Origin of the sequence: Candidatus Arsenophonus triatominarum (assembly GCF_001640365.1) — a bacterium.
GTDB lineage: Bacteria > Pseudomonadota > Gammaproteobacteria > Enterobacterales > Enterobacteriaceae > Arsenophonus > Arsenophonus triatominarum.
On the sequence record NZ_LWMI01000011.1, the window covers coordinates 69,698 to 95,609 of the forward strand.

Consider the following 25,912-nt stretch of genomic DNA (forward strand, 5'->3'; position numbering starts at 1 on the left):
TTACTTAGGTTTAAATCGCAATAAACGATTGGCATTACTAACGACAGTAATTGATGACAATGCCATAGCGACACTAGCAATAACCGGATTAAGTAAGGTTCCAGTAAATAGATAAAATAGACCTGCTGCGATTGGGATGCCCAGCGCGTTGTAAATAAATGCACCAAACAAATTTTGTTTCATATTACGCAAAGTCTCTTGGGCAATTTGCATCGCATCAGCAACACTATGTAAGTTATGATTGATTAACGTGATAGCGGCTGTTTCAATTGCAATATCGCTACCACTTCCCATGGCAATACCAACATCAGCACGAGCTAGAGCAGGGGCGTCATTAATGCCATCACCAATCATGGCAACTTTATGGCCACTCTTTTGTAGTTGTGCGATAACGGCTGCTTTTTTATCAGGCAATACACCGGCAATCACTTGGTCTATTCCCAATTCTTTAGCAATGGCATTGGCGGTGATTGGATTATCACCGGTTAACATGATCAATTGATATTTTTGCTTATGTAGCCGCTGTAAAGCGCTAATGGCGGTTTCTCGTAGTGGATCTCGAATTGAAAATAAAGCAGCTAATTGATTATCAATGGCCAGCAAGACCGGAGTGATCCCATTATTGGCTTGTTTAGCAATTAATTGATCAACTTGTTGGCTGCTAATCGAGTATTGTGACATCAGGGCTTGGGTGCCTAACAAAATTGTTTTATTGTCGATTTCACCTTTCACTCCGGCGCCGGCTAAAGTGCGGAACTGATTTACCTCTGGTAACGATAACCCAACGCTTTTCGCTAAAATCGCATTTGCTAATGGATGATTAGCACCTTTCCCAAGGGCGCCAGCAATGGCCAGTACTTGGGATTGTTCAAATTGATTAAAAGTATGAATTTCTGTGACTTCAGGTTTACCTAGCGTCAATGTTCCGGTTTTATCGAAAATTAAGGTGTCTAGGTTGCTAGCTTGTTGTAAGGCTTCGGCATCGCGTATTAGAGCGCCGTATTCTGCAGCGCGAGCAACACCCGCAATAATTGACATTGGCGTTGCTAGACCGAGTGCACATGGGCAGGCGATCATGAGTACGCTGGTGGTAACTATTAATGCATAGCTGATTTGAGGTGATGGTCCAAAGAAATACCAAATAGTTCCGGCAATTAAGGCAATTATGATCACAATAGGAACGAAAATAGCGGCGATTTTATCAGCCAATAGTCCTATTGCTGGTTTGCTGCTTTGTGCTTGGCGCACTAATTTAATAATGCGTGCTAAGGTGGTATATTGGCCGACTGCCGAAACGCGCAATAATGCAGTACCATCTTGTACCACCGTTCCTGCATGTACTTTTTCACCTACGGTCCTATATTGTGCAATAGCCTCCCCAGTTAACATGGATTCATCTAGCCAAATTTCACCGTTAGTCAGCTCACCGTCAACGGGAATGCGATCACCGGTAGTTAGACGTAATACCATACCTTGTTCAACTTGAGACAGTGGCACTCTATTTTCGCCCTTTTCACTAATAACCAGTGCAGTGGGTGGCGTGAGATCAAGTAATCGCCTTAGCGCATTTGATGAACGTTGACGGGCACCTTGTTCTAATGCATGGCCAAGATTAATTAAACCAATGATCATTAGACTGGCTTCATAATAAAGATGACGAACCTGGAAAGGAAATTTATCTGGCCACAAATTAACGCTAATTGAATATAGCCAGGCGGCACCGGTTCCAAGTGCGACCAGGGTATCCATTGTCGCACTGCCATTTTTTAGACTTCTCCAGGCGTTATAATAAAAATGGCCACCAGTTAAAACCATGATAATCAGAGTGAGTAGACCAATAAGCAGCCAGCTAAATTGATTTTCTTCACTTAACATCATATGGTTGCCAATCATGCCCCAAATCATAACGGCGATACCAATTAGTAGTGCTAAAGCGGCTTGCCAACGAAATTTGCTTATAGTGTCCTTGGTTAGCTGCTGTTGTTTTTCTCGATGTTCCATTTCATTGTCAATGATTTCGGCGTCATAACCCGCTTTTTGCATCGCTTGAATTAATGCGTGATGTTTAGCTTGTCCGGTGATTAGAGCACTGCGCTCGGCTAAATTAACCTGAGCGTTTTGTACGCCTGGAATACTAAGTAACGCTTTTTGTACTTTGTTAACGCAGCTGGCACAAGTCATACCATTGATGAGTAATTGTATTGTCTCACTATCAATATTTACTTTCTCAAGTCTATCCGATGCAGTTTGTTTGCTAACTGTTTGGGCTGTCTCGGGTGATAGTGTGGCTGATTGTTGGCGAGTGGAAGGATTGCTTGCTGTTTCCAATGTCGCTTGGTAGCCGGCCGACCTAACCGCCGCAATTAGCTCTGTAGGCTCGGCAGTACCAAAAATTTGGGCTGTTTGAGTGGTTACTATGGCGGCTGCAACACCACTGATATTTTCCAATGTTTGTTGTGTTTTATTGACACAGTTGCGGCAATTGAGCCTTGTAAACTGTAGTTTAATATCAGGCTGTGTTGCCACTTTCCCTTGGTAACCGGTTTGTTCGATGGTTTTAATCATATCTTGTATTGAAGCAGAACCGGTAACTTTGGCATAATTAAGTGTAACGGCAACTTGTTGTATGTCTGGCCGTGCTTCCAGCGCTTTAGTTAGCTTGCTAATACAATTGGAGCAAGTCAGTCCTTGTAGCGCTAGAATGGTGATATTAGGCATGATTGACACTCCTAATGCATACAATAAATTAATTTAATTACGTCCTAATATTATGGCTGAAATAACCTGGATTATGATAAAGGTTAAACCTTCTAGTAAGGGTAAGGTCAAGGAGAAATAATGAATATTACTCAAGTTGCAGAGAAAACGGGATTAAGTGCCAAGACAATTCGGTTTTATGAGGAAAAGTCATTAATTACTCCGCCAGCGAGAAGTGAAAATGGCTATCGCCATTATCAACTTGCTCACTTGGAAGAATTAACATTATTAAAGCAAGCCAAGGAGGTTGGATTTACGTTAAAAGAGTGTCGGAAATTACTTGAACTTTTCCGTAATGTAGTAGCTCAGACTTAATCTGACAGTTACCGGTTATTTATACAGTACCTGTCAGGTTAAATTTGATTTAAATCTTTCTCTCTCCAAAGTTGTTTTCCATCGTGTAAAGTTGCCATAGGAGTTCGACCGCAACACATTTTTCCTTGATGAGTGCGTTGGTTATTATATTCCGCTAACCATTTATCTAAATCAGCTTGTAATTCATTTAAAGCCCTATAGATTTTCTTACGAAAAGCCACCTGATAGAACTCTTGTAATACAGTTTTATGAAAGCGTTCACAAATCCCATTAGTTTGAGGTGAACGAGCTTTAGTTTTTGTATGATCAATATCATTGATAGCGAGATAAAGTTGATAATCGTGATGTTCAACTTTACCACAATACTCACTGCCTCTGTCCGTCAGTATACGTAACACCGGTAACCCATGCTGGGAATAAAAAGGGAGAACCTTGTCATTTAATAAATCTGCCGCCGTTATCGCGCTTTTTGTTGTGTAAAGCTTACAATGAACGATTTACTGTAAGTATCAATGTAAGTTTGTTGATAAACACGACCAACGCCTTTTAAATGACCGACATAAAAAGTATCTTGTGAACCCAGATAACCTGGATGCGCTGTTTCAATCTCACCACAGGCTTCATCATCTTGCGCTTTCTTTTCTAGAGCACTGATTTGTGATTCTGACAGGATAATTCCTTCTGTTGCGATTTTATCTTCAAGCGCTTTTAGGCGTTTTGTAAAATTTTCGAGATTATGGCGCAGCCAAATAGAGCGAACGCCACTCCCCGAAACAAAAATGCCTTTTTTTCTTAGTTCATTACTACTGCGGTGTTGACCGTGTGCAGGGTATTCAATCGCATACTCGACTACAGCGCTTTCAATCTGTTCATCTACTCTATTTTTTACGTTAGGCACCCGTCGATTTTGATTAATTAAAGCGTCTATCCCACCATCGTTAACAAGTTCCTGGTAGCGATAAAACGTATCTCGGGATACCCCCATAATCTTACAGGCTTTTGAGACGTTATTAAGCTCTTCAGCGAGGTTAAGTAACCCGACTTTATGTTTGATGATAGGATTATTTGCTTGATACATAGAATTACCTTTTATTTAATTATCTAATGATGTTAATTAAAACCGGTAACGCTCTTTTTTAAATCAGAATTGTCGGATTAAGTTAAGACTAATACAAATAATAGACCTTGCCAATCCCAACTCATTTCAGGTATAAGCCAGGTAATAAGCGCCATGATAACGGCAGCAACACCAAACAAGAGTAGATAACCGCCGGCACCGAGAGTAGCTCAGCAATTAACAGTAATCCACCTAAACAGAGCCACAAAACCAGGCTGGTTGCGCAATTATTTGCTCAAGCATCGTTTAATACCTCTATTTATGTTTGATTGCTTTTTTGGCTATCGCGTTTTTTGTTGTCTTGAAATAGTTCACTGATGCCACCAATAGCACCCATTAAATTACTTACTTCAAGAGGCATCATAATCACTTTGCTGTTATCAGCTTTACCAATATTGGTTAGCGCCTCGGTATATTTTTGTGCAATAAAATAGTTTATCGCCTGCATATCACCATTGGCAATGGCATTAGAGACCATTTGGGTTGCTTTGGCTTCGGCTTCTGCCGCGCGCTCTCGCGCTTCAGCATGTAGAAATGCTGATTGACGTTCACCTTCCGCTTTTAAAATTTGTGACTGCTTTTCACCTTCAGCTTTTAGGATAGCTGCCTGGCGTACCCCCTCGGCCTCAAGAATGTCAGCGCGCTTAGTTCGCTCTGCTTTCATTTGCGCATTCATGGCATTAATTAATTCTTTCGGCGGCCGAACATCACGGATTTCAATCCGGGTGATTTTAAGCCCCCAGGTATTGGTGGCTTCATCGACAATATGCAGTAAACGACCATTGATTACATCTCGTTGTGACAAAATTTCATCCAGTTCCATCGCACCTAATACCGTACGAATATTGGTCATGGTGAGATTAATTACAGATAATTCAAGGTTATTCACTTCGTATGCGGCGCGAACGGGATCAACAACTTGAATAAAGCAAACGGCATCAATAGTCACATTGGCATTATCTTTAGAAATAACTTCTTGCGATGGAATATCGAAAACTCGTTCCATCATGTTGATTTTTCTTCCAATTTTATCCATGAACGGAACAATGAAATGTAAACCAGGTAGTAGTGTACGGGTGTAGCGACCAAAACGTTCAACCGTCCATTGAAAACCTTGTGGCACAGTTTTCACACAAGTTAAGACAATGACAATAGCAACAAAAATAATAATGGGTATGGCACCAAAAGAAAATAAGTCCATCGCGTTTTTCCTGTTTGATGTTAGTAAAGTAGTGAGTAAATTTGATGACGGTAGCGATTTGTTAAGGGATCACTAGGGCCTAATGCAGATAAAATATCCATCATCGTTTTTTTCACAGAACCGTCTCCTGCCGACAAATCTTTCTTAAGAAATGTTAGCAAAATTTCTAATGCTTCTTCATTTCTATTTACTTCATGTAGTTTGAGTGCTAGTTGTACCGCTAGTTCGGCGTTTTCTGGTTGTTGAGCGAAAGTCTCTTGTAATTGCTTAATTTCCGGTGTATCAGCGGCTTTCTTTTGTAGTTCAATTTGGGCTAATAAACCTTGATAACGGCTATCTCGATCTTGAATAGCAATGGTGTTCAAAATTTTCTGGCTTTCATCTAATTGGTTGAGGGTAATTAATGCTTCTGCATAAGTTAGGCTAATGTCACTATTTTTAGGCGCTAGTTGATGGGCTTCTTTTAGCAAGGGCAAAGCTTCGGCGGTTTTTCTAGCGGCCATTAATTCAGTCGCTTGAGCAATTTTTAATTCTTCTGCCGTCGGTAGGACATGCATTAACATTTCGCGGATAAATTCTTCAGATTGAGGTCCTTGAAAACCATCAATCGGTTGACCTTGCTGTAATAAATAGACAGTTGGAATGGCACGTAATCCAAACTGAGCGGCAACCATTTGCTCGGTGTCACAATTGACTTTTGCTAGCGTGAATTGGCCAGCATATTCAGCCGCTAATTTATCCAGAGTGGTACCTAAGGTTTGGCAATGAGGGCTTTGTGATGACCAAAAATAGAAAACAACTAGTTGCGTCATTGATTGTTCGATGACTTGTTGCAGATTAGATTCGTTTACGTCGATGGCATAAGCAGTTGCTAGCATGATGTTTCTCTTAAATTATGTTCGGTGATCCCTATAAAATAAGCTCAAACTTGGTTATTTCAAGGGGAAAAAGTTATTTGTTATGTTAAAAATTTATCCATTAACCGATCAGGTAATAGACGTTTCATAAAGGCAATAGCGTAAGTTAATAGTGTTACTGGGTAGCGAATTTTAGGCTTGGGACTCTCTAATGCATGGAGTAGTCGTTTGACAACGTGTTCTGGCGTTAATGCTAGCCTTGCAGCGATAGTTGGATTTTCAACCGGATTATCTTTGTTGGTTTGATCGACGTTGTCAGTAAAACGTGTCTTAATTGGGCCAGGTTCGATAATACAAACTTGTATACCCGATCCTTTTAGTTCAAGACGAAGTGCATCTGACCAAGCCTCTAAAGCATATTTACTAGCGGCGTAGGCTCCACGACCAGGAGAAGAGACAATCCCTAACACAGAGCTGGTCTGAATAATACGCCCTTCGTTATAAGGTAGCATGGCCGGTAGCAATAAAGTGGTGAGCTGATGGATACTAAAAAAATTAGTGGAAAACTGCTGCTCTAGTTGTTGTCGACTGATGGTATTCAGTGAGCCATAGACACCATAACCGGCATTGTTAAATAAGGCATATAACCGGCCATTAGTTAATTCGATAACTTGTTGGGCTGCTTGTTTTACACTTTCTGCATTATCCATATCGATTTTAATCGGTTCAAAGCCTAGTGTTTTCATGGTAATTAAATCGGCTTCTTTACGACAACCCGCTAATATTCGATAACCTTTGGTTAGCAAAATTTTGGCAGCGCATAATCCAATACCACTTGAGGCTCCGGTAATAAAAATCACTCTTTTCATGGTTTTTGATCTCAATAAAATTATCATGTTACATATTAGTATTGATTCTTAATGCCAACAGATAAAGCGCTAAATAAGTAAAATAAGTCTGTTTTTAATTACAATTTGTAATTTTGAGGCAATCGCTGTACTGGCGGTTTCATGAATAATGTTAGTGATATAGCTAGGCGACTTAATTTTGATTACAAGGTGTGTTATGAGTTATACAATTGATTTTCGACGTAAAGTAATATCTGTAAGGAAAGCCGAAGGTTTAACAATTCGAGAAACTGCGAAACAATTCCGTATTGGAAAAGCGTCTTTAGTACGTTGGCTTAAACGACCAGAGCCAAAAAATTCAACGCCACGTAAGAGGAAGCTCGATAAAAATGCTTTAGCAAAAGATGTGGAACAGTATCCAGATGCTTACCAAAAGGAACGGGCAGAGCGATTCGGTGTTTGTAAAAAGACTATTTGGCAATCCCTTAAAAAGCTGGGATTAACCTATAAAAAAAACTCTATTCCATCCAAAAACCAACGAAAGCGACAGGCTGGCACATCAGCAAAAAAGACAACAGTATGAAAAAAAAAGATAAATCTGTTGTTTTTATTGATGAAAGTGGTTTTTCACATGACACTCCACGAACTCACGGCTATTCCCCAAAAGGTCACCGTTGTTTTGGCCTGAAAAACTGGGGTGCTAAGGGAAGAACAAATGTTATTGGCGCTTTATTGGGAACAACCCTTTTTGCTATCGGATTATTTGATTGCAATATTAATCGTGATGTTTTTTATGTTTGGATCACAAAAATATTGCTCCCAGAACTTCCTGAAAATTCTGTTATTTTTATGGACAACGCTAGCTTTCACAAAGGTAAGAATATTGAACAGGCAATTATAAACGCAGGACACCAGATAGAATATTTGCCTGTGTATTCACCAGATTTAAATCCTATAGAACATAAATGGTCTCAAGCTAAACGTAAAAAGATGGAAACAGGATGCACTATCGATGACCTGTTTTTAATACATATGCTGTAATCAAAATTAAGTCGCCTAGCTATAAAATGATGAAAACAGGAATAGTAATAATTAAAAATGTCGGAGTAAAACTCGCTGTATAATCTTTTATTATTCCGCCGAAGAATGGGGCAAAACAGGCGCAAGTAGAGAGTAAATTCATGACAGAAAAAAGCTCCAGGTATGGACCTCGACCAAAATAGTTAGCCAGTAAAACACTTGAGGCTAGAAAGGTCATGCCATAACCGACTCCAACACCAATAGTAAATAAAATTAACCACAGCCAGGATGTCGCAAAACTGAGAGCAAATAAGTCCACAAATAATAATTATTAGACTGATTATTAATAATTTTTTTGGTTCTAGCTGCTCACCGACTGCACCGCCAGCCAGGCGAGAGAAGGCGTTGATAAACGCCATTGCACTTAAGGAACCTGCGGCAATTGTTTCGCTAAAACCTTGTTCTATGATGTGGGCAACGGCAAAGCTATTAACGGTAATACCGCACCAAAGAAAGGCGGTATAACTAGCGGCAATGATATAAAATTGCCAGGTACGTAGGGCACCCCCATAAGCGCTAACCAAAAAATCATCACGATGTATAATTGCGTCTCATGATTGAGAAGAGATGATGAAAATGACATCTACTACAAATTTGGCGTTTGACGACTGGGAAAAAATAACGATGCTCCTGCCTGATGGTTGGCAAGATAAAACTCGAGAATGCGGTGCATTGAAATTTGGACGTCAATTTACTAGTCCTGCTCTTTTGCTCAGGGTGTTGCTGATTTATTTTTGTAATGATTTCTCAATGCGTGAAACTGTCGCTCGAGCAGCCGCTGCAGGCTTAGTCAATATCTCAGATGTTGCGCTTCTAAAACGTATTGATAAATGCGGTGCGTGGTTCCAATGGATGACAGAAGGTCTCGTAAAGCAAACATCAGAGAATTTTGATATTCCTGAATCCATAAGCCATCGTCCACTCATTGCTGTAGATGGATCTGTGGTAAAAGAACCCTGAAGCCGTTCCCCTGAGTGGAGAATTCACTATGCAATGGATATCCGAACATTAAAATAGTTGCTGAATAGAGACTTGCATTTTTTGTCACGCTATAGACAATAAAAAGAGGTTTAACTTAGAAAATAACGGTTTGAAATGATCAACAAAGAGCGGTTGTTACGAGATAATCGTTTATGTAAAGCAATCATTGGATTATCAGTCGAAGAATTGAAAAATTTAGCCGCTGAATTTTCAGCTTGTTATTTGATTTATCGGAAAAAGAATCGAAAAGATCACGAGCGGCAGATGGGTGCAGGGCAGAAAGGATTTATCCCAACCCCATTAGATAAACTGCTTTTTATTTTATTGTATTTAAAATGTTATCCGACCTATGATTTGCAAGGACTTCTTTTTGGTTTAGATAGAACACGGGTATGTCGCTGGGTAAAAATATTATTGCCGGTTTTAGAGATGACCTTGGGGCGAGAATGTGTTTTGCCCGCTCGTCAAATTCGCTCTGCTGAGGAATTTTTTCGCGCCTTTCCTGGAGTTAAAGACGTCTTTATTGATGGGACAGAGCGACCTGTCCAAAAGCCTAAGAATCTGCGTCGGCGAAAAAAAATGTATTCGGGAAAGAAAAGACAGACCACTCGAAAAGGGCTTATTATGACTGACGAAACGAGGAAAATTGGATTTATCCCCATGATCAAAAATGGGCGCCGTCACGATAAACGCTTACTCGATAAAGTCGATATAATTCGCCATATTCCCCCTGAGGTAACCATCTGGGCCGATACCGGTTTTCAAGGTATAGATAAACAGCATCCTAATACACAAATCCCAAAAAAAGGAACTCGAAAAAGACCTTTATCGCCTGAACAAAAACAAGAAAATAAAATAATCTCGGGCATCCGTATTACGGTTGAACACGCCATCGCGGGTATCAAGCGCCTCGGTTGTATGACCCAAATTTTACGGAATCGTAGACCCTTTATTGATTATACCTTTTTACTCCTTAGTGCCGGTCTTTGGAATTTCCATCTCAGAACAGCCTAAAATTTAATTCAATCACCGAAATACCCTTATTTCACTATTAAGCAACACGCTTATTGAACTGTTACCAGTCACTGATTACACCGATCAGTGAAGGTGAAACATTAAGCCTGTTGCTCAATAGCAAAATTAATTATGACTTACAAAAAAACCAGCCGATGATGATAAAATCATCAATTTTTGCATTAAAAATAACCTATGTAAGATTAAAAAATAAACTATTTTTGTATTTTTTAGATGTATCTAACTTGTTTTTATTTTAAGCAACTTTATTTCACTATTGAGCAACATGCTTATTGAAGTGTAGTGGCATACTAAATTTGGCCACCTAAGTTGAGGTGATATGCTTACCTCATAATTTTTATAGGTGCCGAAATGAGTAAAATAATTACTGCTGAATTTAAATGTGAAACCGCCAAATTAGTCCTTGACCAAAATTACACCTACCAGGAAGCCGCGAAAGGCATGAACGTCAGTCTTTCAGCGATTAGCCGGTGGGTAAGAGCCCTTCGTTTAGAACGTCAAGGGAAAACATCGCCTGGTCTGCCATTAACACCTGAACAAATTGAGTTCAGAGAAATGAAGAAAAAAATCCACCGGCTGGAAATGGAGAATGACATCTTAAAAAAGGCTACTGCGCTCTTAATGTCCGACTCACTGAAAAATTTTCGGTAGTTGAAAAGCTAAGAGTGCTTTATCCGGTGAAAACTTTGTGTCGTATTTTTAATGTTCACCGAAGCAGTTATCGCTATTGGTGTCGGCCTAAGGAGCCAGATATTGAGCGGACGATAAAACGTAGCCTAGTCAGCGAAGCGTGGAACGTTAGTGGCGGCTCTGCTGGCGCAAGGACTATCGCCACGATGGTTACCAATACACACAACGTGAAACTTGGGCGGTGGTTAGCGGGTAAGTTGATGAAAGAATTAATCATCGTCAGTTGCCAAGAGCGAAAACATAAATACAACCGCGGTGGAAATGAACGTATTGATATTCCAAATCTGCTCAATAGGCAGTTCGCTGTTACAAAGCCTGACCAGGTTTGGTGCGGCGATGTAACCTATATTTGGACAGGCTCACGATGGGCCTATCTGGCTGTGGTATTGGATTTGTTTGCCCGAAAACCGGTGGGCTGGGCAATGTCATTTGCACCAGACTCAGAATTAACCGCCAAAGCACTACAAATGGCTTGGGAACTACGTGGGCATCCCAAACAGGTGATGTTCCATAGTGATCAGGGAAGTCATTATACCAGTCGTCAGTATAGGCAGGCATTGTGGCGTTATCAGATGACCCAAAGTATCAGTCGCAGAGGGAATTGTTGGGATAATAGTCCGATGGAACGATTCTTCCGTAGTCTGAAGACCGAATGGGTGCCAACGACTGGCTACCAAAGCTTTAGTACTGCTCAGTCAGCCATTATTCGCTACATAACCCACTACTATAGCGATATAAGACCTCACTGGTATAACGGTGGATTAACGCCAAACGAATCAGAGCGACTGTTCCGTGAACAGTCAGGTAGGGTGGCCAATTTTAGTATGCCACTACACACTAACGTTCCACGCTTCGCTGACTAGGCTACGTTTTATCGTCCGCTCAATATTTGGCTCCTTAGGCCGACACCAATAGCGATAACTGCTTCGGTGAACATTAAAAATACGACACAAAGTTTTCACCGGATAAAGCACTCTTAGCTTTTCAACTACCGAAAATTTTTCAGTGAGTCGGACATTAAGAGCGCAGTAGCCTTTTTTAAGATGTCATTCTCCATTTCCAGCCGGTGGATTTTTTTCTTCATTTCTCTGAACTCAATTTGTTCAGGTGTTAATGGCAGACCAGGCGATGTTTTCCCTTGACGTTCTAAACGAAGGGCTCTTACCCACCGGCTAATCGCTGAAAGACTGACGTTCATGCCTTTCGCGGCTTCCTGGTAGGTGTAATTTTGGTCAAGGACTAATTTGGCGGTTTCACATTTAAATTCAGCAGTAATTATTTTACTCATTTCGGCACCTATAAAAATTATGAGGTAAGCATATCACCTCAACTTAGGTGGCCAAATTTAGTATGCCACTACAAAGTTAGGAAATTCCTTCCTGAGATATAAACGGACATAATAGAGATAAAATACCTTGAATTGGCTGAATCGGAGTTGATGAAACAAAACAACCAGTCTCATCATTTCAGCCAATGAAAGCTGAGCAGACCGTCTACGACGGCTTACTACCGTTATTCAGCAAAATTTCATGCATTTTTGGCTCGAAGTCTTTACAAAAATCATCCATCAGGCAATAAAGTTCAGTAAGATTTTCCATAATTGTTTAACAATGCTCTACTCTTTAACCAGATTGTTAGAGTATTTTAACGAAATATGCGCATTCAACTATTTGAATAGCAAGACTTTCACTTTATTTCTTATCCCGAACTCAGGTTAATTACGATTTATTAGCCACACCGCTCTTTAACAATCTGGCCTCCCTGAAATTGGGAGATTTTTCAAATTCCCAGCCCATCGGGAGGGATAACTATTATCTAGAACTTATGGAGTTAACTGTAGGATAAGCTAGGCATTTTTAAAGATTATAAAGTGAGCATCTTTAATTAAATGTTCAATTTTAGTTCACCAATATCAGGCTGCTTTTTATGTTCATCAAGCTCGTGGCGACGCATAACTTCATCCTTCCTTATTTCTTCAATTCTTTTTTTCAAATCGCTGATTGATGGCCCCTTGTTATATCATCTTTTGATTTTTTTAAAGCTTCTGCTGCAAGTTGCTGTTTTGAAGGAACGATGTTTGACATTATGCCTTTTCTGGAGTTAAGATAATAGAGCTTACGCTCTGCTTATATTTTTTGAGATAAAATTTTGTTGCTACCTTAACAGGGGTTACTTCAAAAGATTCTGTGTAAGATCTTTCAGCCGATTTACGCATAGATTCTTTTATTTCTTGATGAGAATCAAAAAAGTTATATATCCATGTGTTATCAGGATTACCTTTATTACAGAAATTTCCTAATCTTTCATTAAAATGAGTTTTGTAATTTTTTTCTCCAAAAAAATCACGATTATCTTTAACGTTAATATCACCGTAAGAAAAGGCTCTTTCTTCCATCGCCCCTTTTATAGAAAATTTAAATGTATAATCACTACTAGCTTCATTTTTTATAATAGATGCCTGAAATTTATCTTGATGTTTTGCGGGACTCATTTCCTTCAATTTATAGAAAGCTTCTGCTTTTTGTAGAGAGGATTCAATATCAGACTGATTGTCTGGGGTATGAGTTAAGTCATAAAGCAACCCCAAAACTTCATCTGTCTTCGTTCCACAAAACCAGTCTTTTATTTTAGTAAATATATCCAGATGTGTAGCATCTTCTTTTGAAGAACTATTCACTGCTTGTTGAATATATTTATCGCCAATTTCTCTAGTAAATAAAGAATAAGGATTTAGATTGGATTGAACTGATATTGACATAATATTTCCCTATATAAATATATTTTTTTAAAATTAAATAATTGATCTGAAGTTAATATAAAAGTTTTCGATTTATTTTTTTACTATTCGTATGACCAGTTCAAATTAACTAAAAATACTTACTAAGTCACCTTAACCTTAAGTCTAGTTTTGCACTATTCATTTAGTTAGGCCTTACCATGAACTCATGGTTAGGATTGCTGTAAAAACTATCAAATCATTTTGTATGTATGAAATTTGCACGAGTTTCGCACAGGCATATAAAATTCAAGAAATGGCTTAAAAGCAATGGTTAATTTGCAAGTTACTAAAACGTATAAATTTGTTTAACTTACAATAAGTTGCTTTTAATTTATAAGATTTTGTCTATTTATATATTATGCTGAATTAAACTTAAAAATAGAGCGTTTTTTTATTGGTGCGAAACTCATGTGTATTAGTCTTAACTTAATCCGACAATTCTGATTTAAAAAAGAGCGTTACCGGTTTTAATTAACATCATTAGATAATTAAATAAAAGGTAATTCTATGTATCAAACAAATAATCCTATCATCAAACATAAAGTCGGGTTACTTAACCTCGCTGAAGAGCTTAATAACGTCTCAAAAGCCTGTAAGATTATGGGGTGGTATCCCGAGATACGTTTTATCGCTACCAGGAACTTGTTAACGATGGTGGGATAGACGCTTTAATTAATCAAAATCGACGGGTGCCTAACGTAAAAAATAGAGTAGATGAACAGATTGAAAGCGCTGTAGTTGAGTATGCGATTGAATACCCTGCACACGGTCAACACCGCAGTAGTAATGAACTAAGAAAAAAAGGCATTTTTGTTTCGGGGAGTGGCGTTCGCTCTATTTGGCTGCGCCATAATCTCGAAAATTTTACAAAACGCCTAAAAGCGCTTGAAGATAAAATCGCAACAGAAGGAATTATCCTGTCAGAATCACAAATCAGTGTTCTAGAAAAGAAAGCGCAAGATGATGAAGCCTGTGGTGAGATTGAAACAGCGCATCCAGGTTATCTGGGTTCACAAGATACTTTTTATGTCGGTCATTTAAAAGGCGTTGGTCGTGTTTATCAACAAACTTACATTGATACTTACAGTAAAGTCGTTCATTGTAAGCTTTACACAACAAAAAGCGCGATAACGGCGGCAGATTTATTAAATGACAAGGTTCTCCCTTTTTATTCCCAGCATGGGTTACCGGTGTTACGTATACTGACGGACAGAGGCAGTGAGTATTGTGGTAAAGTTGAACATCACGATTATCAACTTTATCTCGCTATCAATGATATTGATCATACAAAAACTAAAGCTCGTTCACCTCAAACTAATGGGATTTGTGAACGCTTTCATAGAACTGTATTACAAGAGTTCTATCAGGTGGCTTTTCGTAAGAAAATCTATAGGGCTTTAGATGAATTACAAGCTGACTTAGATAAATGGTTAGCGGAATATAATAACCAACGCACTCATCAAGGAAAAATGTGTTGCGGTCGAACTCCTATGGCAACTTTACACGAGGGAAAACAACTTTGGAGAGAGAAAGATTTAAATCAAATTTAACCTGACAGGTACTGTATAAATAACCGGTAACTGTCAGATTAAGTCTGAGCTACTACAACTCATGACGAAGTAACCGAACAAAACCTCTCAACACCGCTTACATGCAACACAACTTTATTTCTCCATTAACAATAGAATAAGTCTCTTTTTTTCCTGTAGTAGGTTGATAAGATAATTTTCCTGCTAAGGTTTCAGCAATGGAATTGGCTAATAAATTTCCTGTAAGTATGAAATTAAAGCTTCCAACTGAATCTATTTGTAAATTCTTCCAGCCCCATTGATTTAGTATACCTAGATTAATATTAAAGCCCTCCCCTTCCAATGCAAAAAGATACTTATCCATTTGTTGTTCGATGTTAGCAGTAAATCTTACTAAAGCATTTTTTATACGGGCATTGAACATTGAAATAATATTAGTATTATTCTGTTGAGATATTTCTAAATAAGGGTGCCGTAAAACAATCTGATTAATCATACCACTGTTAGCATTAAATCTAGCTTTCCCTTTCCATAATCCCCATTTTTTTTGTTTTATAAAATCCATATTAGAGATATCACCATTAATATTAGTAAATTCGAAGGGGAAATTATGGTTAATATCTATAATTGATGAATTAATTAATTTCAAATTAGTAACGTGTAACGAAGTAATCGAATTTGTAACCGGCAATGTAATAAATTCTATCCAATTAGCAGGTAATTGATAATGTATATTAGCTAACCTCGCATCTACAATATTAATCGAATGGTGTTGTATATTCGAAATTACCTTTAAACTAAACGTACCTTCGTGTGTATAACCAAAAAGACGATGAAAGTAAAGTATATCATTTGAATATGTTATGTCTGCAACTAGGTGACTAATTTGTTGATTATGTGATATTAACTTATCAATATTTAATTCACTTTTATTAAAAGAGTTTTTCCAATGCCCATCAATAATATTTATATCATTTACCTTTCCTGATAAACCTAAAATTGACCACTCTTTTCCTTGGAAATTAGTATTTATTAAATCCATATCTTCAACTTTTAGGTTTTTAATGTCTTTCAGTATATTAAGCATTTCGTCAAATGACATAGAAAATTGCCAATCCGTGTTAGCTAACACTAGTTTTTCAACAGTGAGTGAATTATCAGTATATTGAACAATGTTGGCGTTAATAATACCATTATTGACATGAGCAGAAAATTTATTGAATGAAAGAAAATTTTTTTTATATGCTCCTTTTACCATCAAATTTGTTAAGTTAAAATTATTTAACTCAAGTCGATCAGAATTGAACTGAAAAACACCTTCTTCGAATGAATTGTGGAAGGTTATTTCGCCAGTCATATTAGTAGCTACGTTAGAAATATTTTTACCTCTATAGCTTATATTAATCCTTTCTAATTTTAGTCTTTTAGTTATAAAAGGAAACGCCTTGAAAGAAATAGGTAGATTTACTTTTCCTTCTGTAAGGATTATTCTGTCAAACGACAATTTTGAAAATATTTTTTGCAAGAAAATTTCTAACCTAATTTGTTTTACATTGAGAGAAAAGTTATTTTTTTATTATGGATAGAAACATCTTTAAATAAGATTATTCCTGGTGTTTTAAGACTATGGCTAATATCGTCTATTTTAGCATCATAATGAGTATATTTACTTAATAAATAACTTAATTGTTCTGCTCCCCAATGTGTTTTTATGACCATATAAATCGATATAATCAACATAAAAAACGTAAAAATAAAAATATTTAACCACTTTACCAGAAATATCACTATGTTCTTTATAGTTACCTCCTTATTATTACAAATTACCTAATATAATCTAGAAGAAAATTATTAATTTCTGCCCACCGAATAAATTGGGGGCCATGAACATTCGACTGGCGATGGAACATTTTATGATTCTGGCATAGAAATAAACTGAATACTTTGTATGTAAACCCCAAATGTCCCGACTTTTATACCCTGTAAGATATAACCATCTGGAATATTGTAAGTCTCTGTTCTATGATTAATTAAGCCTTCATTTTTGCCTATTTTATTCGTGAGACCATTCTTATACGTAATAACTATTTGACCAATAAAAACTCCTTCAACTACATATTCTACCTTATTTATATCCATATCAAGTTTTAAATCGGCTACTTTCCGAACTTCAACGTTTTCCCTTGACTTTTTTGTACCAAAATAATTATCTCCCACCGTCACCTCAAATGATTTTACATCATTCATATTTTTTACGTTTACAATATTCCCACCTGGACCGCCAGTCATTAATGTGTTTTCTGGTGTTCCTAATCGATCAACAATCCATCCCCCAGAAAACACAAGACTATAGGTTGGCGGTTCGATTATATATTCATGTAACGTTGTATTTTGATCTCCATAAATAGGAGAGAACTTTTTTTCTTTTACGTTAATCGTTGATGTTACCATAAATTCAAATCCATCATGATTACCTTTAGCAGTAATAGTAGTAATTCCTGCGCTTTTTCCTGTTACTAAACCAGTATTATTTATAGTAGCAATATTTGGCTTACTTGAAACCCATTCAATCAGATCATTCTTCACAAATTCGCCTTCTTTATAGCTTTCAATATTGCGTGAGGGAATTAACTTGACCTTATACAGAAACGAGCCATTAACAATGATACTTCTATTTTTTTCATTAATTTCAAAATCATATTTGATAAAATCAAAGTCAGTTTTTTTACCGACATCATTCCGATTGTCAGTAACGGATGCATGCAACATTGCTTGACCATCGTCATTGCTTATTAAAGAAAATTCAACTTTACCCGTTTTATCCGTTCTTACTGTTGTCTCTTGTTTTTTATTATCAGCAAAATGACCTAGAGTCGTTGTAATCTTAACTGGAATATCTGCTAGCGCACTACCTTGCTTGTTTTTTACTTCTACAATAAATTTAACAGGAGTTCTACCATCTGCACTTGCATAATTTTTATCTAATTTATTATTTAATGAGGTAACATGTGCCGAACTTGTATCAGGGTCAAAAACTGTAGTTTCTTTTCTTCCTGCTTTATCAGTATTGGTAGTTGTTGCCGTTATAGTCACCGTTCCTGCTTTGTTACTTCTAAGTCTAAAAGTGGCCTGACCATTAGCATCTGTAGTAATTTTTCCATCATTTAAATTTTCAAATGTTCCTGTCCCTTCTGGGCTCTGACTAATAGCGATTTCATTTTTGGGAACAAGATTACCGTTTGCATCTTTCACTGTTACGGTAAATATAACAACATCAGAGCCATTCGCTGTTGCTCTATTCTTATCTGCTGTTAGACTGGCAATACTTGCGGTGCTGCTATCAGCTTTAAAACTGACATCGCTAGTTTGCTGTTTATTAGACTGAGTATGAGTAACAGTTACTGTTGCATTGCCTGATTTTTTGCTCTTTAACGCAAAAGTAGCTTTACCGTGCTGATCTGTTTTAACAGTTTTAGGATTTAAATCACCTAAAGTGGTTTTGATATTCAACTGATGATTGATAAACGGATTACGGTTTCCGTCTTTGATTGTTACGGTAAATGTAATGACATCAGAGCCATTCGCTATTCCGCTATCTTTATCATTTTTTATCGCTATGGTTGCTGTACTATTATTGGGCTCAAAGTTAACTACCTTTTCTTTTCCCGTTGTATCGGTATCGTTAACTGCTGTTACGGTCACATTTTCTGCTTTGTTACTTCTAAGTCTAAAAGTGGCCTGACCATTAGTATCTGTTGTAATTTTTCCATCATTTAAATTTTCAAATGTTCCTGTCCCTTCTGGGCTCTGACTAATAGCGATTTCATTTTTGGGAACAAGATTACCGTTTGCATCTTTCACTGTTACGGTAAATATAATAACATCAGAGCCATTCGCTGTTGCTCTATCCTTATCTGCTGTTAGACTGGCAATACTTGCGGTGCTGCTATCAGCTTTAAAACTGACATCGCTAGTTTGCTGTTTATTAGACTGAGTATGAGTAACAGTTACTGTCGCATTGCCTGATTTTTTGCTCTCTAACGTAAAAGTAGCTTTACCGTGCTGATCTGTTTTAACAGTTTTAGGATTTAAATCACCTAAAGTGGTTTTGATATTCAACTGATGATTGATAAACGGATTACGGTTTCCGTCTTTGATTGTTACGGTAAATGTAATGACATCAGAGCCATTCGCTATTCCGCTATCTTTATCATTTTTTATCGCTATGGTTGCTGTACTATTATTGGGCTCAAAGTTAACTACCTTTTCTTTTCCCGTTGTATCGGTATCGTTAACTGCTGTTACGGTCACATTTTCTGCTTTGTTACTTCTAAGTCTAAAAGTGGCCTGACCATTAGTATCTGTTGTAATTTTTCCATCATTTAAATTTTCAAATGTTCCTGTCCCTTCTGGGCTCTGACTAATAGCGATTTCATTTTTGGGAACAAGATTACCGTTTGCATCTTTCACTGTTACGGTAAATATAATAACATCAGAGCCATTCGCTGTTGCTCTATCCTTATCTGCTGTTAGACTGGCAATACTTGCGGTGCTGCTATCAGTTTTAAAACTGACATTGCTAGTTTGCTGTTTACTAGACTGAGTATGAGTAACAGTTACTGTCGCATTGCCTGATTTTTTGCTCTCTAACGTAAAAGTAGCTTTACCGTGCTGATCTGTTTTAACAGTTTTAGGATTTAAACCACCTAAAGTGGTTTTGATATTCAACTGATGATTGATAAACGGATTACGATTTCCGTCTTTGATTGTTACGGTAAATGTAATGACATCAGAGCCATTCGCTATTCCGCTATCTTTATCATTTTCTATCGCTATGGTTGCTGTACTATCATTGGGCTCAAAGTTAACTACCTTTTCTTTTCCCGTTGTATCGGTATCGTTAACTGCTGTTACGGTCACATTTTCTGCTTTGTTACTTCTAAGTCTAAAAGTGGCCTGACCATTAGCATCTGTTATAATTTTTCCATCATTTAAATTCTCAAATGTTCCTGTCCCTTCTGGGCTCTGACTAATAGCGATTTCATTTTTTGGAACAAGATTACCGTTTGCATCTTTCACTGTTACGGTAAATGTAATGACATCAGAGCCGTTTGCTGTTGCAGTTCCTTTATCGACGTTTAGGCTGTCAATATGAGCGGTATGACTATCTGCAATAAAACTAACTCTCTTATTAGCCTCCCGTTGAGGGGTACTTTCATATTGTGCACTTACCACCACATTATCAACTGCTTTTGTTGTGCTGGTTAGTCTAATTTTGGCTTGACCATTAGCATCAGTTTCACTAGTTTTTGGCAAAATAACAGCATTGTCTTTATCTTGATACCAACTAATCATCTTATTTGATATCTTTATTAGATTACCATTATCATCTATTAATTGTGCGGTATAGGTAAAATACTGACTACCATCTGCTATCTTTGTCGTTGTAGCATCATCAAGTTTTATACTACCTATTCTCGCGGTACTGATATCGGCAATAAAACTAACTCTCTTATTAGCCTCCCGTTGAGGGGTATTTTCATACTGTGCACTTACCACTACACTATCAACTGCTTTTGTTGTGCTGGTTAGTCTAATTTTGGCTTGACCATTAGCATCAGTTTCACTAGTAGATGGCATGTTAACATTCGTGTTTTTATTTAAGTGCCAATCGATAACTTTATCAGCTATCTTTAATAGATTACCGTTTTTATCTACCAATTGTGCGGTATAGGTAAAATACTGACTGCCATCTGCTATCTTTGTCGTTGTAGTATCATTAAGCTCTATACTACCTATTTTCGCGGTACTGATATCGGCAATAAAACTAACTCTCTCATTAGCCTCCCGTTGAGGGGTATCTTCATACTGTGCACTTACCATTACATTATCAACGGCTTTTGTTGTGCTGGTTAGTCTAATTTTGGCTTGACCATTAGCATCAGTTTCACTAGTAGGTGGCACGTTAACATCCGTGTTTTTATCTTGATGCCAACGAATAATCTTATTTGCTACTTTCACTGGATTACCGTTTTTATCTACCAATTGTGCGGTATAGGTAAAATACTGATTGCCATCTGCTATCTTTGTCGTCGTAGTATCATCAAGCTTTACACTGCCTATTTCCGCGGTACTGACATCTGCTAAAAAAGTAATAATTTTTTCTGTATTAGAACCATTAATATTGGCTGTGATTTTCATTTGTCCTGCTTGCTCACTGACAATACTAAAAATCGCTTTACCATTATTGTCGGTAGTAACATTACGGTTTTGGGAATTTGCTTCATTGCTCGCGGTAAATTTGACTATAACGTTCGGCACTTCATTACCATACTTATCGGTAACGACGGCTTTTACCTTATTTTCCGCTCGACCATTTGCTATTTGATTATCAGTGATAACTTCTAAGTTACTGTCTTTTATTTCAGCTGTGTTTTCATCCGACTCAAAATTAATAGTAGCACTTTTATGATTTCCATTGTCCATCGTTGCTGTAATGCTACCTTTACCGGCAGTTTTACTAAAAACTTCAATGAAGGATTTTCCATTACTATCTGTTTTAACGGTGAGTTTTTTATTATCAATATGACTACTAGAAGATAATGTTGCGCCGGATTCACCATTAATTAAATTCAGCCCACTTATCTCAAAAGTAATGTTTTCATTACTAAGTGGCTTTCCTTTTTTATCTTTGATCTCAGCTGTAACAACATACCTATCTTTATTATTTGCTGTGAGAGTTTTTCCTGGTGGTGTAATAATTAAATTTGTACTAAAGTCGTTTGTAGATCGAATACTCCGAATAACTGTTGTGGCTTTATTTGACTCATTATGGTTTTTATCAATACCTACTGCGCTGATATAATATTCTTTTGAAAAATTCGAATAAGGTGGTAAGATAATTTGCGCTTCAGTCTGTGAAATTTTTTTGAATTCTCCCCCATCAGTGGAAAAGTGATGGTCCACAATCCACTTTATATCTTTTAAACCATACTTTGTTTTATTGACCTTAACATTGATTGTCTTTATTTCTTTAGCTTCACCAATTATCTCTTTAGGTAAAGCAATATTTATTAATTCTTGTTTACTATATTGCATCACAATATCATAATTTCGGTCGACAAAATCATACTTATTACCAACGAGACTACGCATTATATCAACAGAATCAGGATCTAATTGTTGTTGAAGTGATACCCCAAAACGATAGTTCACATTCATGCTAATTTTTGTATTATTCTGATCACCAATTGAATGTTCCCCTCTGAAGGTTAACAGGGGGATAGGCGCGTAAATTATTCCTAAACTTAAAGCTTGTGGATAATCATTTAATTGGGTTGGATCAAGGTTAGCGTGACGATCGATGCCTTTACCAAAATATTTTTCATATTTAACACTACCGCCAAATTGAGGGTACTTTGGCAAATAAGCTTCAGCGCTAACGTCAAAACCTGTTGCAGGACGTTCATCATAATCATCCATGCGTGATAATTTTGATTGATGCGATTGAGTCAAGCCAAAATAACCATTTACAGCAAGTTTAAAATAATCTGTCCACGTTTCACCACCAATTCCTAAACGCGCATTACCTCCGGTAATGTCATAATCATAAAAAGTATTAACACCATACATCAATTTTTTCCAATATTGGCGATATCCTAAACCGAGGTTTACCGTATTTCTTTCAGCATTATTTCTGAGTCCTAACTGGCTAAAAAGAAGACTGTTTTCCTTATCAATAATAGGTAATAAAAAATCGCCCGAAATTTTAGTATCTGTATTAAAAGAAACACGGGCCTTACCATATTGGTTTAACCAACCGGTAATTCGTTGATTAACTAATCCTAGGCCAATATTCTTTGCATAGCCAATAGAAGTCTCTAATGGATCCTTGTTTAGAAGAATATTACTCACCTGAGTAACTCCTGAAGCTATTTTCTTATCAAATGTATCCTCTTCTTTTGGATCGAAATTAGAACTGTCTAAATCAGGTAAAATAGATTTTACTCTCGTATTTTTTGCGTCATCTTTTTCAACTACCTCAATTTCTGGCATTTCCAGAGGATAATTTTCTGGACTTAAATTTTCAAAGGGAGTTAACGGATAAGATTTTTTAGTTGGTTGTGATGAATAGGCAATATGTGGTAATATGATGTAAAAAAATTGCAAAAAAATCAATCCCCAAATTATTTTTTTCTTTCAAAATAAGAACTCAAAATATGTTATATCCTTTAACAAAGTTTATTATTTAAAATTAAAACCAAGCATCATCCTGAACTAGAGGTTAACTTATGACATAACCCAATGATTAATCAATATTGAGCAGGTTTCGAATATATCTAAATTTTTTTAGAACTAGACTAACGTTTTTAATAGATAAATGATTCAATATATGAAGAAGAGAAACTACAAAAATCGCTCCATTGGGCTATTGTAGTGGCATACTGAATTTGGCCACCTAAAGTTGAGGTGATATACTTACCTCATAATTTTTATAGGTGCCAAAATGAGTAAAACATATACTGCGGAATTTAAATGTGAAACCGCCCAATTAGTCCTTGACCAAAATTACACCTACCTGGAAGCAGCGAAAGCGATGAATGTAAGCCTTTCAGCTATACGCCGATGGGTAAAAACACTTCTTTTAGAACGCGAGGGAAATCTGCGCCTGGGCTGCCATTAACACCGGAACACGTTGAGCTCAAGCAAATGAAGAAAAGAATTCAACGCCTTGAAATGGAGAATGACATCTTAAAAAAGGCTACTGCGCTCTTGATGTCGGACTCACTAAAAAATTCTCGGTAGTTGAAAAGTTAAGAGCGCTTTATCCGGTAAAAGCATTGTGTCGTATTTTTAGTATCCACCGAAGCAGTTATCGCTATTGGTGTCGGCCGAAGGCTCCAGATGGTAAAACGTAGCTTGGAAAAGTCAGTGGCGGGTCCGCTGGCGCCACAATGGTTACCAATACACTCAGGGTTAAACTTGGCCGTTGGTTGGCAGGTAATCTGGTGAAATCGTTAAACCTTGTCAGTTGCCAAACGAAAAAACATCAATACAAACGGGGAGGAGATGAGCGCGTTGATATTCCCAATATTCTCAACAGATAATTTGCTGTCACCCGACCTGACCAGGTTTGGTGTGGCGATGTAACCTATATTTGGACAGGTGCCCGATGGGCGTATCGGGCGGTAGTAATGGATTTATTCGCCCGAAAACCCGTGGGTTGTGCAATGTCATTTTCGCTAGATTCAGAATTAACAAGTAAGGCACTACTAAATGGCTTGGGAACTGCGTGGTCATCCCAAACCGGTCATGTTTCATAGTGACCAAGGAAGCCATTACACCAGTCGTCAGTATAGGCAGGCATTGTGGCGTTATCAGATGACCCAAAGCATGAGCCACCGAGGAAACTGTTGGGATAATAGTCCGATGGAACGATTCTCCCGTAGTCTGAAGACCGAATGGGTGCCGCGACAACTGGCTACCAAAGCTTTAGTGCTGCTCAGTCAGCCATTATTCGCTACATTACCCATTACTATAGCACTAATTGGCTTGACTGTTTTCATGACAGAAAACTCGCAGAGCGTATTTATACGCAACCGTTTAAATTAGCAGATGTGACAACGCTTGATGACGGTGAAATTATGAAGCATAAGCGAATGGCTCTGTTAACGCTGGTACAAAAACACATTCGTCGCCGAGATATGACGGAGCTTCTGAATGAAATTGTTACGCTATTGTCGTATAATTATTATACGGACAATCAGGTTATTACTATGTTCAACTATCTCATCCAAGAAGGTAACGCTCAAAAACCCATGGAATTTATTACTAAGATAGCCAAACAATCAGAGAAACACGAAGGAGCACTTATGACCATTGCTCAACAAATTGAAGAAATGGGTATTCAAATTGGTGAAGAGAAAGGCCTTCAAAAAGGTAAAATTGAAGGGATTCAAGAGGGCGAAAAACAGGCTTCGATGAAGATAGCGCGCCAAATGCTCGAAAGTGGCATGGACAGACAATCAGTGATGAAATTTACGGGTCTCACTGATACTGAAATGAGCAGCCTATTTAAAGATTAAACTATGACAGAACGCCAGAAATTAAGTGTGGTAGCTCAGACTTGATCTGACAGTTACCGGTTATTTATACAGTACCTGTCAGATTAAATTTGATTTAAATCTTTCTCTCTCCAAAGTTGTTTTCCATCGTGTAAAGTTGCCATAGGAGTTCGACCGCAACACATTTTTCCTTGATGAGTGCGTTGGTTATTATATTCCGCTAACCATTTATCTAAATCAGCTTGTAATTCATCTAAAGCCCTATAGATTTTCTTACGAAAAGCCACCTGATAGAACTCTTGTAATACAGTTTTATGAAAGCGTTCACAAATCCCATTAGTTTGAGGTGAACGAGCTTTAGTTTTTGTATGATCAATATCATTGATAGCGAGATAAAGTTGATAATCGTGATATTCAACTTTACCACAATACTCACTGCCTCTGTCCGTCAGTATACGTAACACCGGTAACCCATGCTGGGAATAAAAAGGGAGAACCTTGTCATTTAATAAATCTGCCGCCGTTATCGCGCTTTTTGTTGTGTAAAGCTTACAATGAACGACTTTATTGTAAGTATCAATGTAAGTTTGTTGATAAACACGACCAACGCCTTTTAAATGACCGACATAAAAAGTATCTTGTGAACCCAGATATAGCTA

At 37.5% G+C, this 25,912-nt stretch carries 13 protein-coding genes and 8 pseudogenes; 9 read left to right on the forward strand and 12 right to left on the reverse strand.

The genetic code is table 11. The annotated features are described in order from the left end of the window. Entirely contained in the window at nt 1–2,718 is a 2,718-nt protein-coding gene (gene copA, locus AYJ55_RS11100) for a copper-exporting P-type ATPase CopA (protein ID WP_063656388.1), read from the reverse strand. Between the two features lie 120 nt (nt 2,719–2,838). Here copA and AYJ55_RS11105 point away from each other — a divergent pair. Further along, nucleotides 2,839–3,054: pseudogene (locus AYJ55_RS11105) on the forward strand (MerR family transcriptional regulator); the annotation flags it as partial. 56 nt (nt 3,055–3,110) lie between these two features. Here AYJ55_RS11105 and AYJ55_RS11110 read toward each other — a convergent pair. The 4 genes and pseudogenes from AYJ55_RS11110 to AYJ55_RS11125 all read right to left on the reverse strand — a co-directional run bounded on the left by AYJ55_RS11110 (nt 3,111) and on the right by AYJ55_RS11125 (nt 7,116). Further along, nucleotides 3,111–4,150, reverse strand: a pseudogene (locus tag AYJ55_RS11110) (IS481 family transposase). Between the two features lie 298 nt (nt 4,151–4,448). Next, on the reverse strand, nt 4,449–5,390 hold the full coding sequence (locus AYJ55_RS11115) for an SPFH domain-containing protein (RefSeq protein WP_063656390.1): 942 nt from the start codon (nt 5,388–5,390) through the stop codon (nt 4,449–4,451). 20 nt (nt 5,391–5,410) lie between these two features. Next, complete coding sequence (locus tag AYJ55_RS11120) at nt 5,411–6,268, reverse strand: co-chaperone YbbN (protein ID WP_063656392.1); 858 nt, start codon at nt 6,266–6,268, stop codon at nt 5,411–5,413. Nucleotides 6,269–6,348: 80 nt separating this feature from the next. Further along, complete coding sequence (locus AYJ55_RS11125) at nt 6,349–7,116, reverse strand: SDR family oxidoreductase (protein WP_063656496.1); 768 nt, start codon at nt 7,114–7,116, stop codon at nt 6,349–6,351. Nucleotides 7,117–7,312: 196 nt separating this feature from the next. Between AYJ55_RS11125 and AYJ55_RS11130 the strand changes: the two genes are divergently transcribed. Both AYJ55_RS11130 and AYJ55_RS11135 read left to right on the forward strand, forming a co-directional pair. Continuing rightward, nucleotides 7,313–7,678, forward strand: coding sequence for an IS630 transposase-related protein (locus AYJ55_RS11130; protein ID WP_063653415.1), 366 nt, complete (start codon nt 7,313–7,315; stop codon nt 7,676–7,678). Continuing rightward, nucleotides 7,675–8,136 carry an IS630 family transposase gene (locus tag AYJ55_RS11135; RefSeq protein ID WP_063654041.1) on the forward strand — a complete coding sequence of 154 codons (462 nt, stop codon included), beginning with the start codon at nt 7,675–7,677 and terminating at the stop codon, nt 8,134–8,136. The genes AYJ55_RS11130 and AYJ55_RS11135 overlap by 4 nt, the downstream gene beginning before the upstream one ends. A gap of 19 nt (nt 8,137–8,155) precedes the next feature. Here AYJ55_RS11135 and AYJ55_RS11140 read toward each other — a convergent pair. Further along, nucleotides 8,156–8,678, reverse strand: a pseudogene (locus AYJ55_RS11140) (MFS transporter); the annotation flags it as partial. Nucleotides 8,679–8,751: 73 nt separating this feature from the next. On the opposite strand from AYJ55_RS11140, the gene AYJ55_RS11145 reads away from it, so the two are divergent. The 3 genes from AYJ55_RS11145 to AYJ55_RS11165 all read left to right on the forward strand — a co-directional run bounded on the left by AYJ55_RS11145 (nt 8,752) and on the right by AYJ55_RS11165 (nt 11,744). Further along, entirely contained in the window at nt 8,752–9,135 is a 384-nt protein-coding gene (locus AYJ55_RS11145) for a hypothetical protein (protein ID WP_162505485.1), read from the forward strand. Nucleotides 9,136–9,270: 135 nt separating this feature from the next. Further along, on the forward strand, nt 9,271–10,170 hold the full coding sequence (locus AYJ55_RS11150; protein WP_063656395.1) for a transposase family protein: 900 nt from the start codon (nt 9,271–9,273) through the stop codon (nt 10,168–10,170). A gap of 372 nt (nt 10,171–10,542) precedes the next feature. Next, nucleotides 10,543–11,744, forward strand: a protein-coding gene (locus AYJ55_RS11165; protein ID WP_425393795.1) for an IS3 family transposase whose coding sequence is annotated in 2 segments (ribosomal slippage) — nt 10,543–10,798 and nt 10,798–11,744 — 1,203 coding nt in all. Because the reading frame shifts where the segments join, the coding sequence is not laid out codon by codon here. Here the strand turns inward: AYJ55_RS11165 and AYJ55_RS11170 are convergent. The 3 genes and pseudogenes from AYJ55_RS11170 to AYJ55_RS11175 all read right to left on the reverse strand — a co-directional run. Next, nucleotides 11,718–12,169 (reverse strand): annotated as a pseudogene (locus tag AYJ55_RS11170) (transposase); the annotation flags it as partial. The gene AYJ55_RS11165 and the pseudogene AYJ55_RS11170 sit on opposite strands and share 27 nt — an antisense overlap. A 75-nt stretch (nt 12,170–12,244) precedes the next feature. Further along, a pseudogene (locus AYJ55_RS35920) lies at nt 12,245–12,479 on the reverse strand (IS982 family transposase); the annotation flags it as partial. Between the two features lie 485 nt (nt 12,480–12,964). Beyond that, nucleotides 12,965–13,639, reverse strand: coding sequence for a hypothetical protein (locus AYJ55_RS11175; protein ID WP_063656399.1), 675 nt, complete (start codon nt 13,637–13,639; stop codon nt 12,965–12,967). Between the two features lie 528 nt (nt 13,640–14,167). On the opposite strand from AYJ55_RS11175, the pseudogene AYJ55_RS11185 reads away from it, so the two are divergent. Then, a pseudogene (locus AYJ55_RS11185) lies at nt 14,168–15,210 on the forward strand (IS481 family transposase). A 97-nt stretch (nt 15,211–15,307) separates the two neighbouring features. On the opposite strand, the gene AYJ55_RS11190 reads toward AYJ55_RS11185, so the two are convergent. Together AYJ55_RS11190 and AYJ55_RS11200 are read right to left on the reverse strand one after the other, a co-directional pair. Continuing rightward, a complete protein-coding gene (locus AYJ55_RS11190) occupies nt 15,308–16,714 on the reverse strand; it encodes a hypothetical protein (protein ID WP_063656403.1) in 1,407 nt (468 codons plus the stop codon). 386 nt (nt 16,715–17,100) lie between these two features. Continuing rightward, entirely contained in the window at nt 17,101–23,358 is a 6,258-nt protein-coding gene (locus AYJ55_RS11200; RefSeq protein WP_063656407.1) for an Ig-like domain-containing protein, read from the reverse strand. Between the two features lie 337 nt (nt 23,359–23,695). Here AYJ55_RS11200 and AYJ55_RS31915 point away from each other — a divergent pair. Both AYJ55_RS31915 and AYJ55_RS35925 read left to right on the forward strand, forming a co-directional pair. Next, nucleotides 23,696–24,731, forward strand: a pseudogene (locus AYJ55_RS31915) (IS3 family transposase); the annotation flags it as partial. Between the two features lie 45 nt (nt 24,732–24,776). Next, nucleotides 24,777–25,274, forward strand: a complete 498-nt coding sequence (locus tag AYJ55_RS35925) for an Rpn family recombination-promoting nuclease/putative transposase (RefSeq protein WP_425393796.1) — start codon at nt 24,777–24,779, stop codon at nt 25,272–25,274. 83 nt (nt 25,275–25,357) lie between these two features. Here the strand turns inward: AYJ55_RS35925 and AYJ55_RS11215 are convergent. Next, nucleotides 25,358–25,906 (reverse strand): annotated as a pseudogene (locus tag AYJ55_RS11215) (integrase core domain-containing protein); the annotation flags it as partial. Nucleotides 25,907–25,912: the final 6 nt, after the last annotated feature.

Bases quoted from the DNA above. Each gene is read 5' to 3' on its own strand.
- AYJ55_RS11130 (WP_063653415.1), top strand. From the start codon at position 7,313: ATGAGTTATACAATTGATTTTCGACGTAAAGTAATATCTGTAAGGAAA.
- AYJ55_RS11135 (WP_063654041.1), top strand. From the start codon at position 7,675: ATGAAAAAAAAAGATAAATCTGTTGTTTTTATTGATGAAAGTGGTTTT.
- copA (WP_063656388.1), bottom strand. From the start codon at position 2,718: ATGCCTAATATCACCATTCTAGCGCTACAAGGACTGACTTGCTCCAAT.
- AYJ55_RS11125 (WP_063656496.1), bottom strand. From the start codon at position 7,116: ATGAAAAGAGTGATTTTTATTACCGGAGCCTCAAGTGGTATTGGATTA.
- AYJ55_RS11115 (WP_063656390.1), bottom strand. From the start codon at position 5,390: ATGGACTTATTTTCTTTTGGTGCCATACCCATTATTATTTTTGTTGCT.
- AYJ55_RS11150 (WP_063656395.1), top strand. From the start codon at position 9,271: ATGATCAACAAAGAGCGGTTGTTACGAGATAATCGTTTATGTAAAGCA.
- AYJ55_RS11120 (WP_063656392.1), bottom strand. From the start codon at position 6,268: ATGCTAGCAACTGCTTATGCCATCGACGTAAACGAATCTAATCTGCAA.
- AYJ55_RS11175 (WP_063656399.1), bottom strand. From the start codon at position 13,639: ATGTCAATATCAGTTCAATCCAATCTAAATCCTTATTCTTTATTTACT.
- AYJ55_RS11145 (WP_162505485.1), top strand. From the start codon at position 8,752: ATGACATCTACTACAAATTTGGCGTTTGACGACTGGGAAAAAATAACG.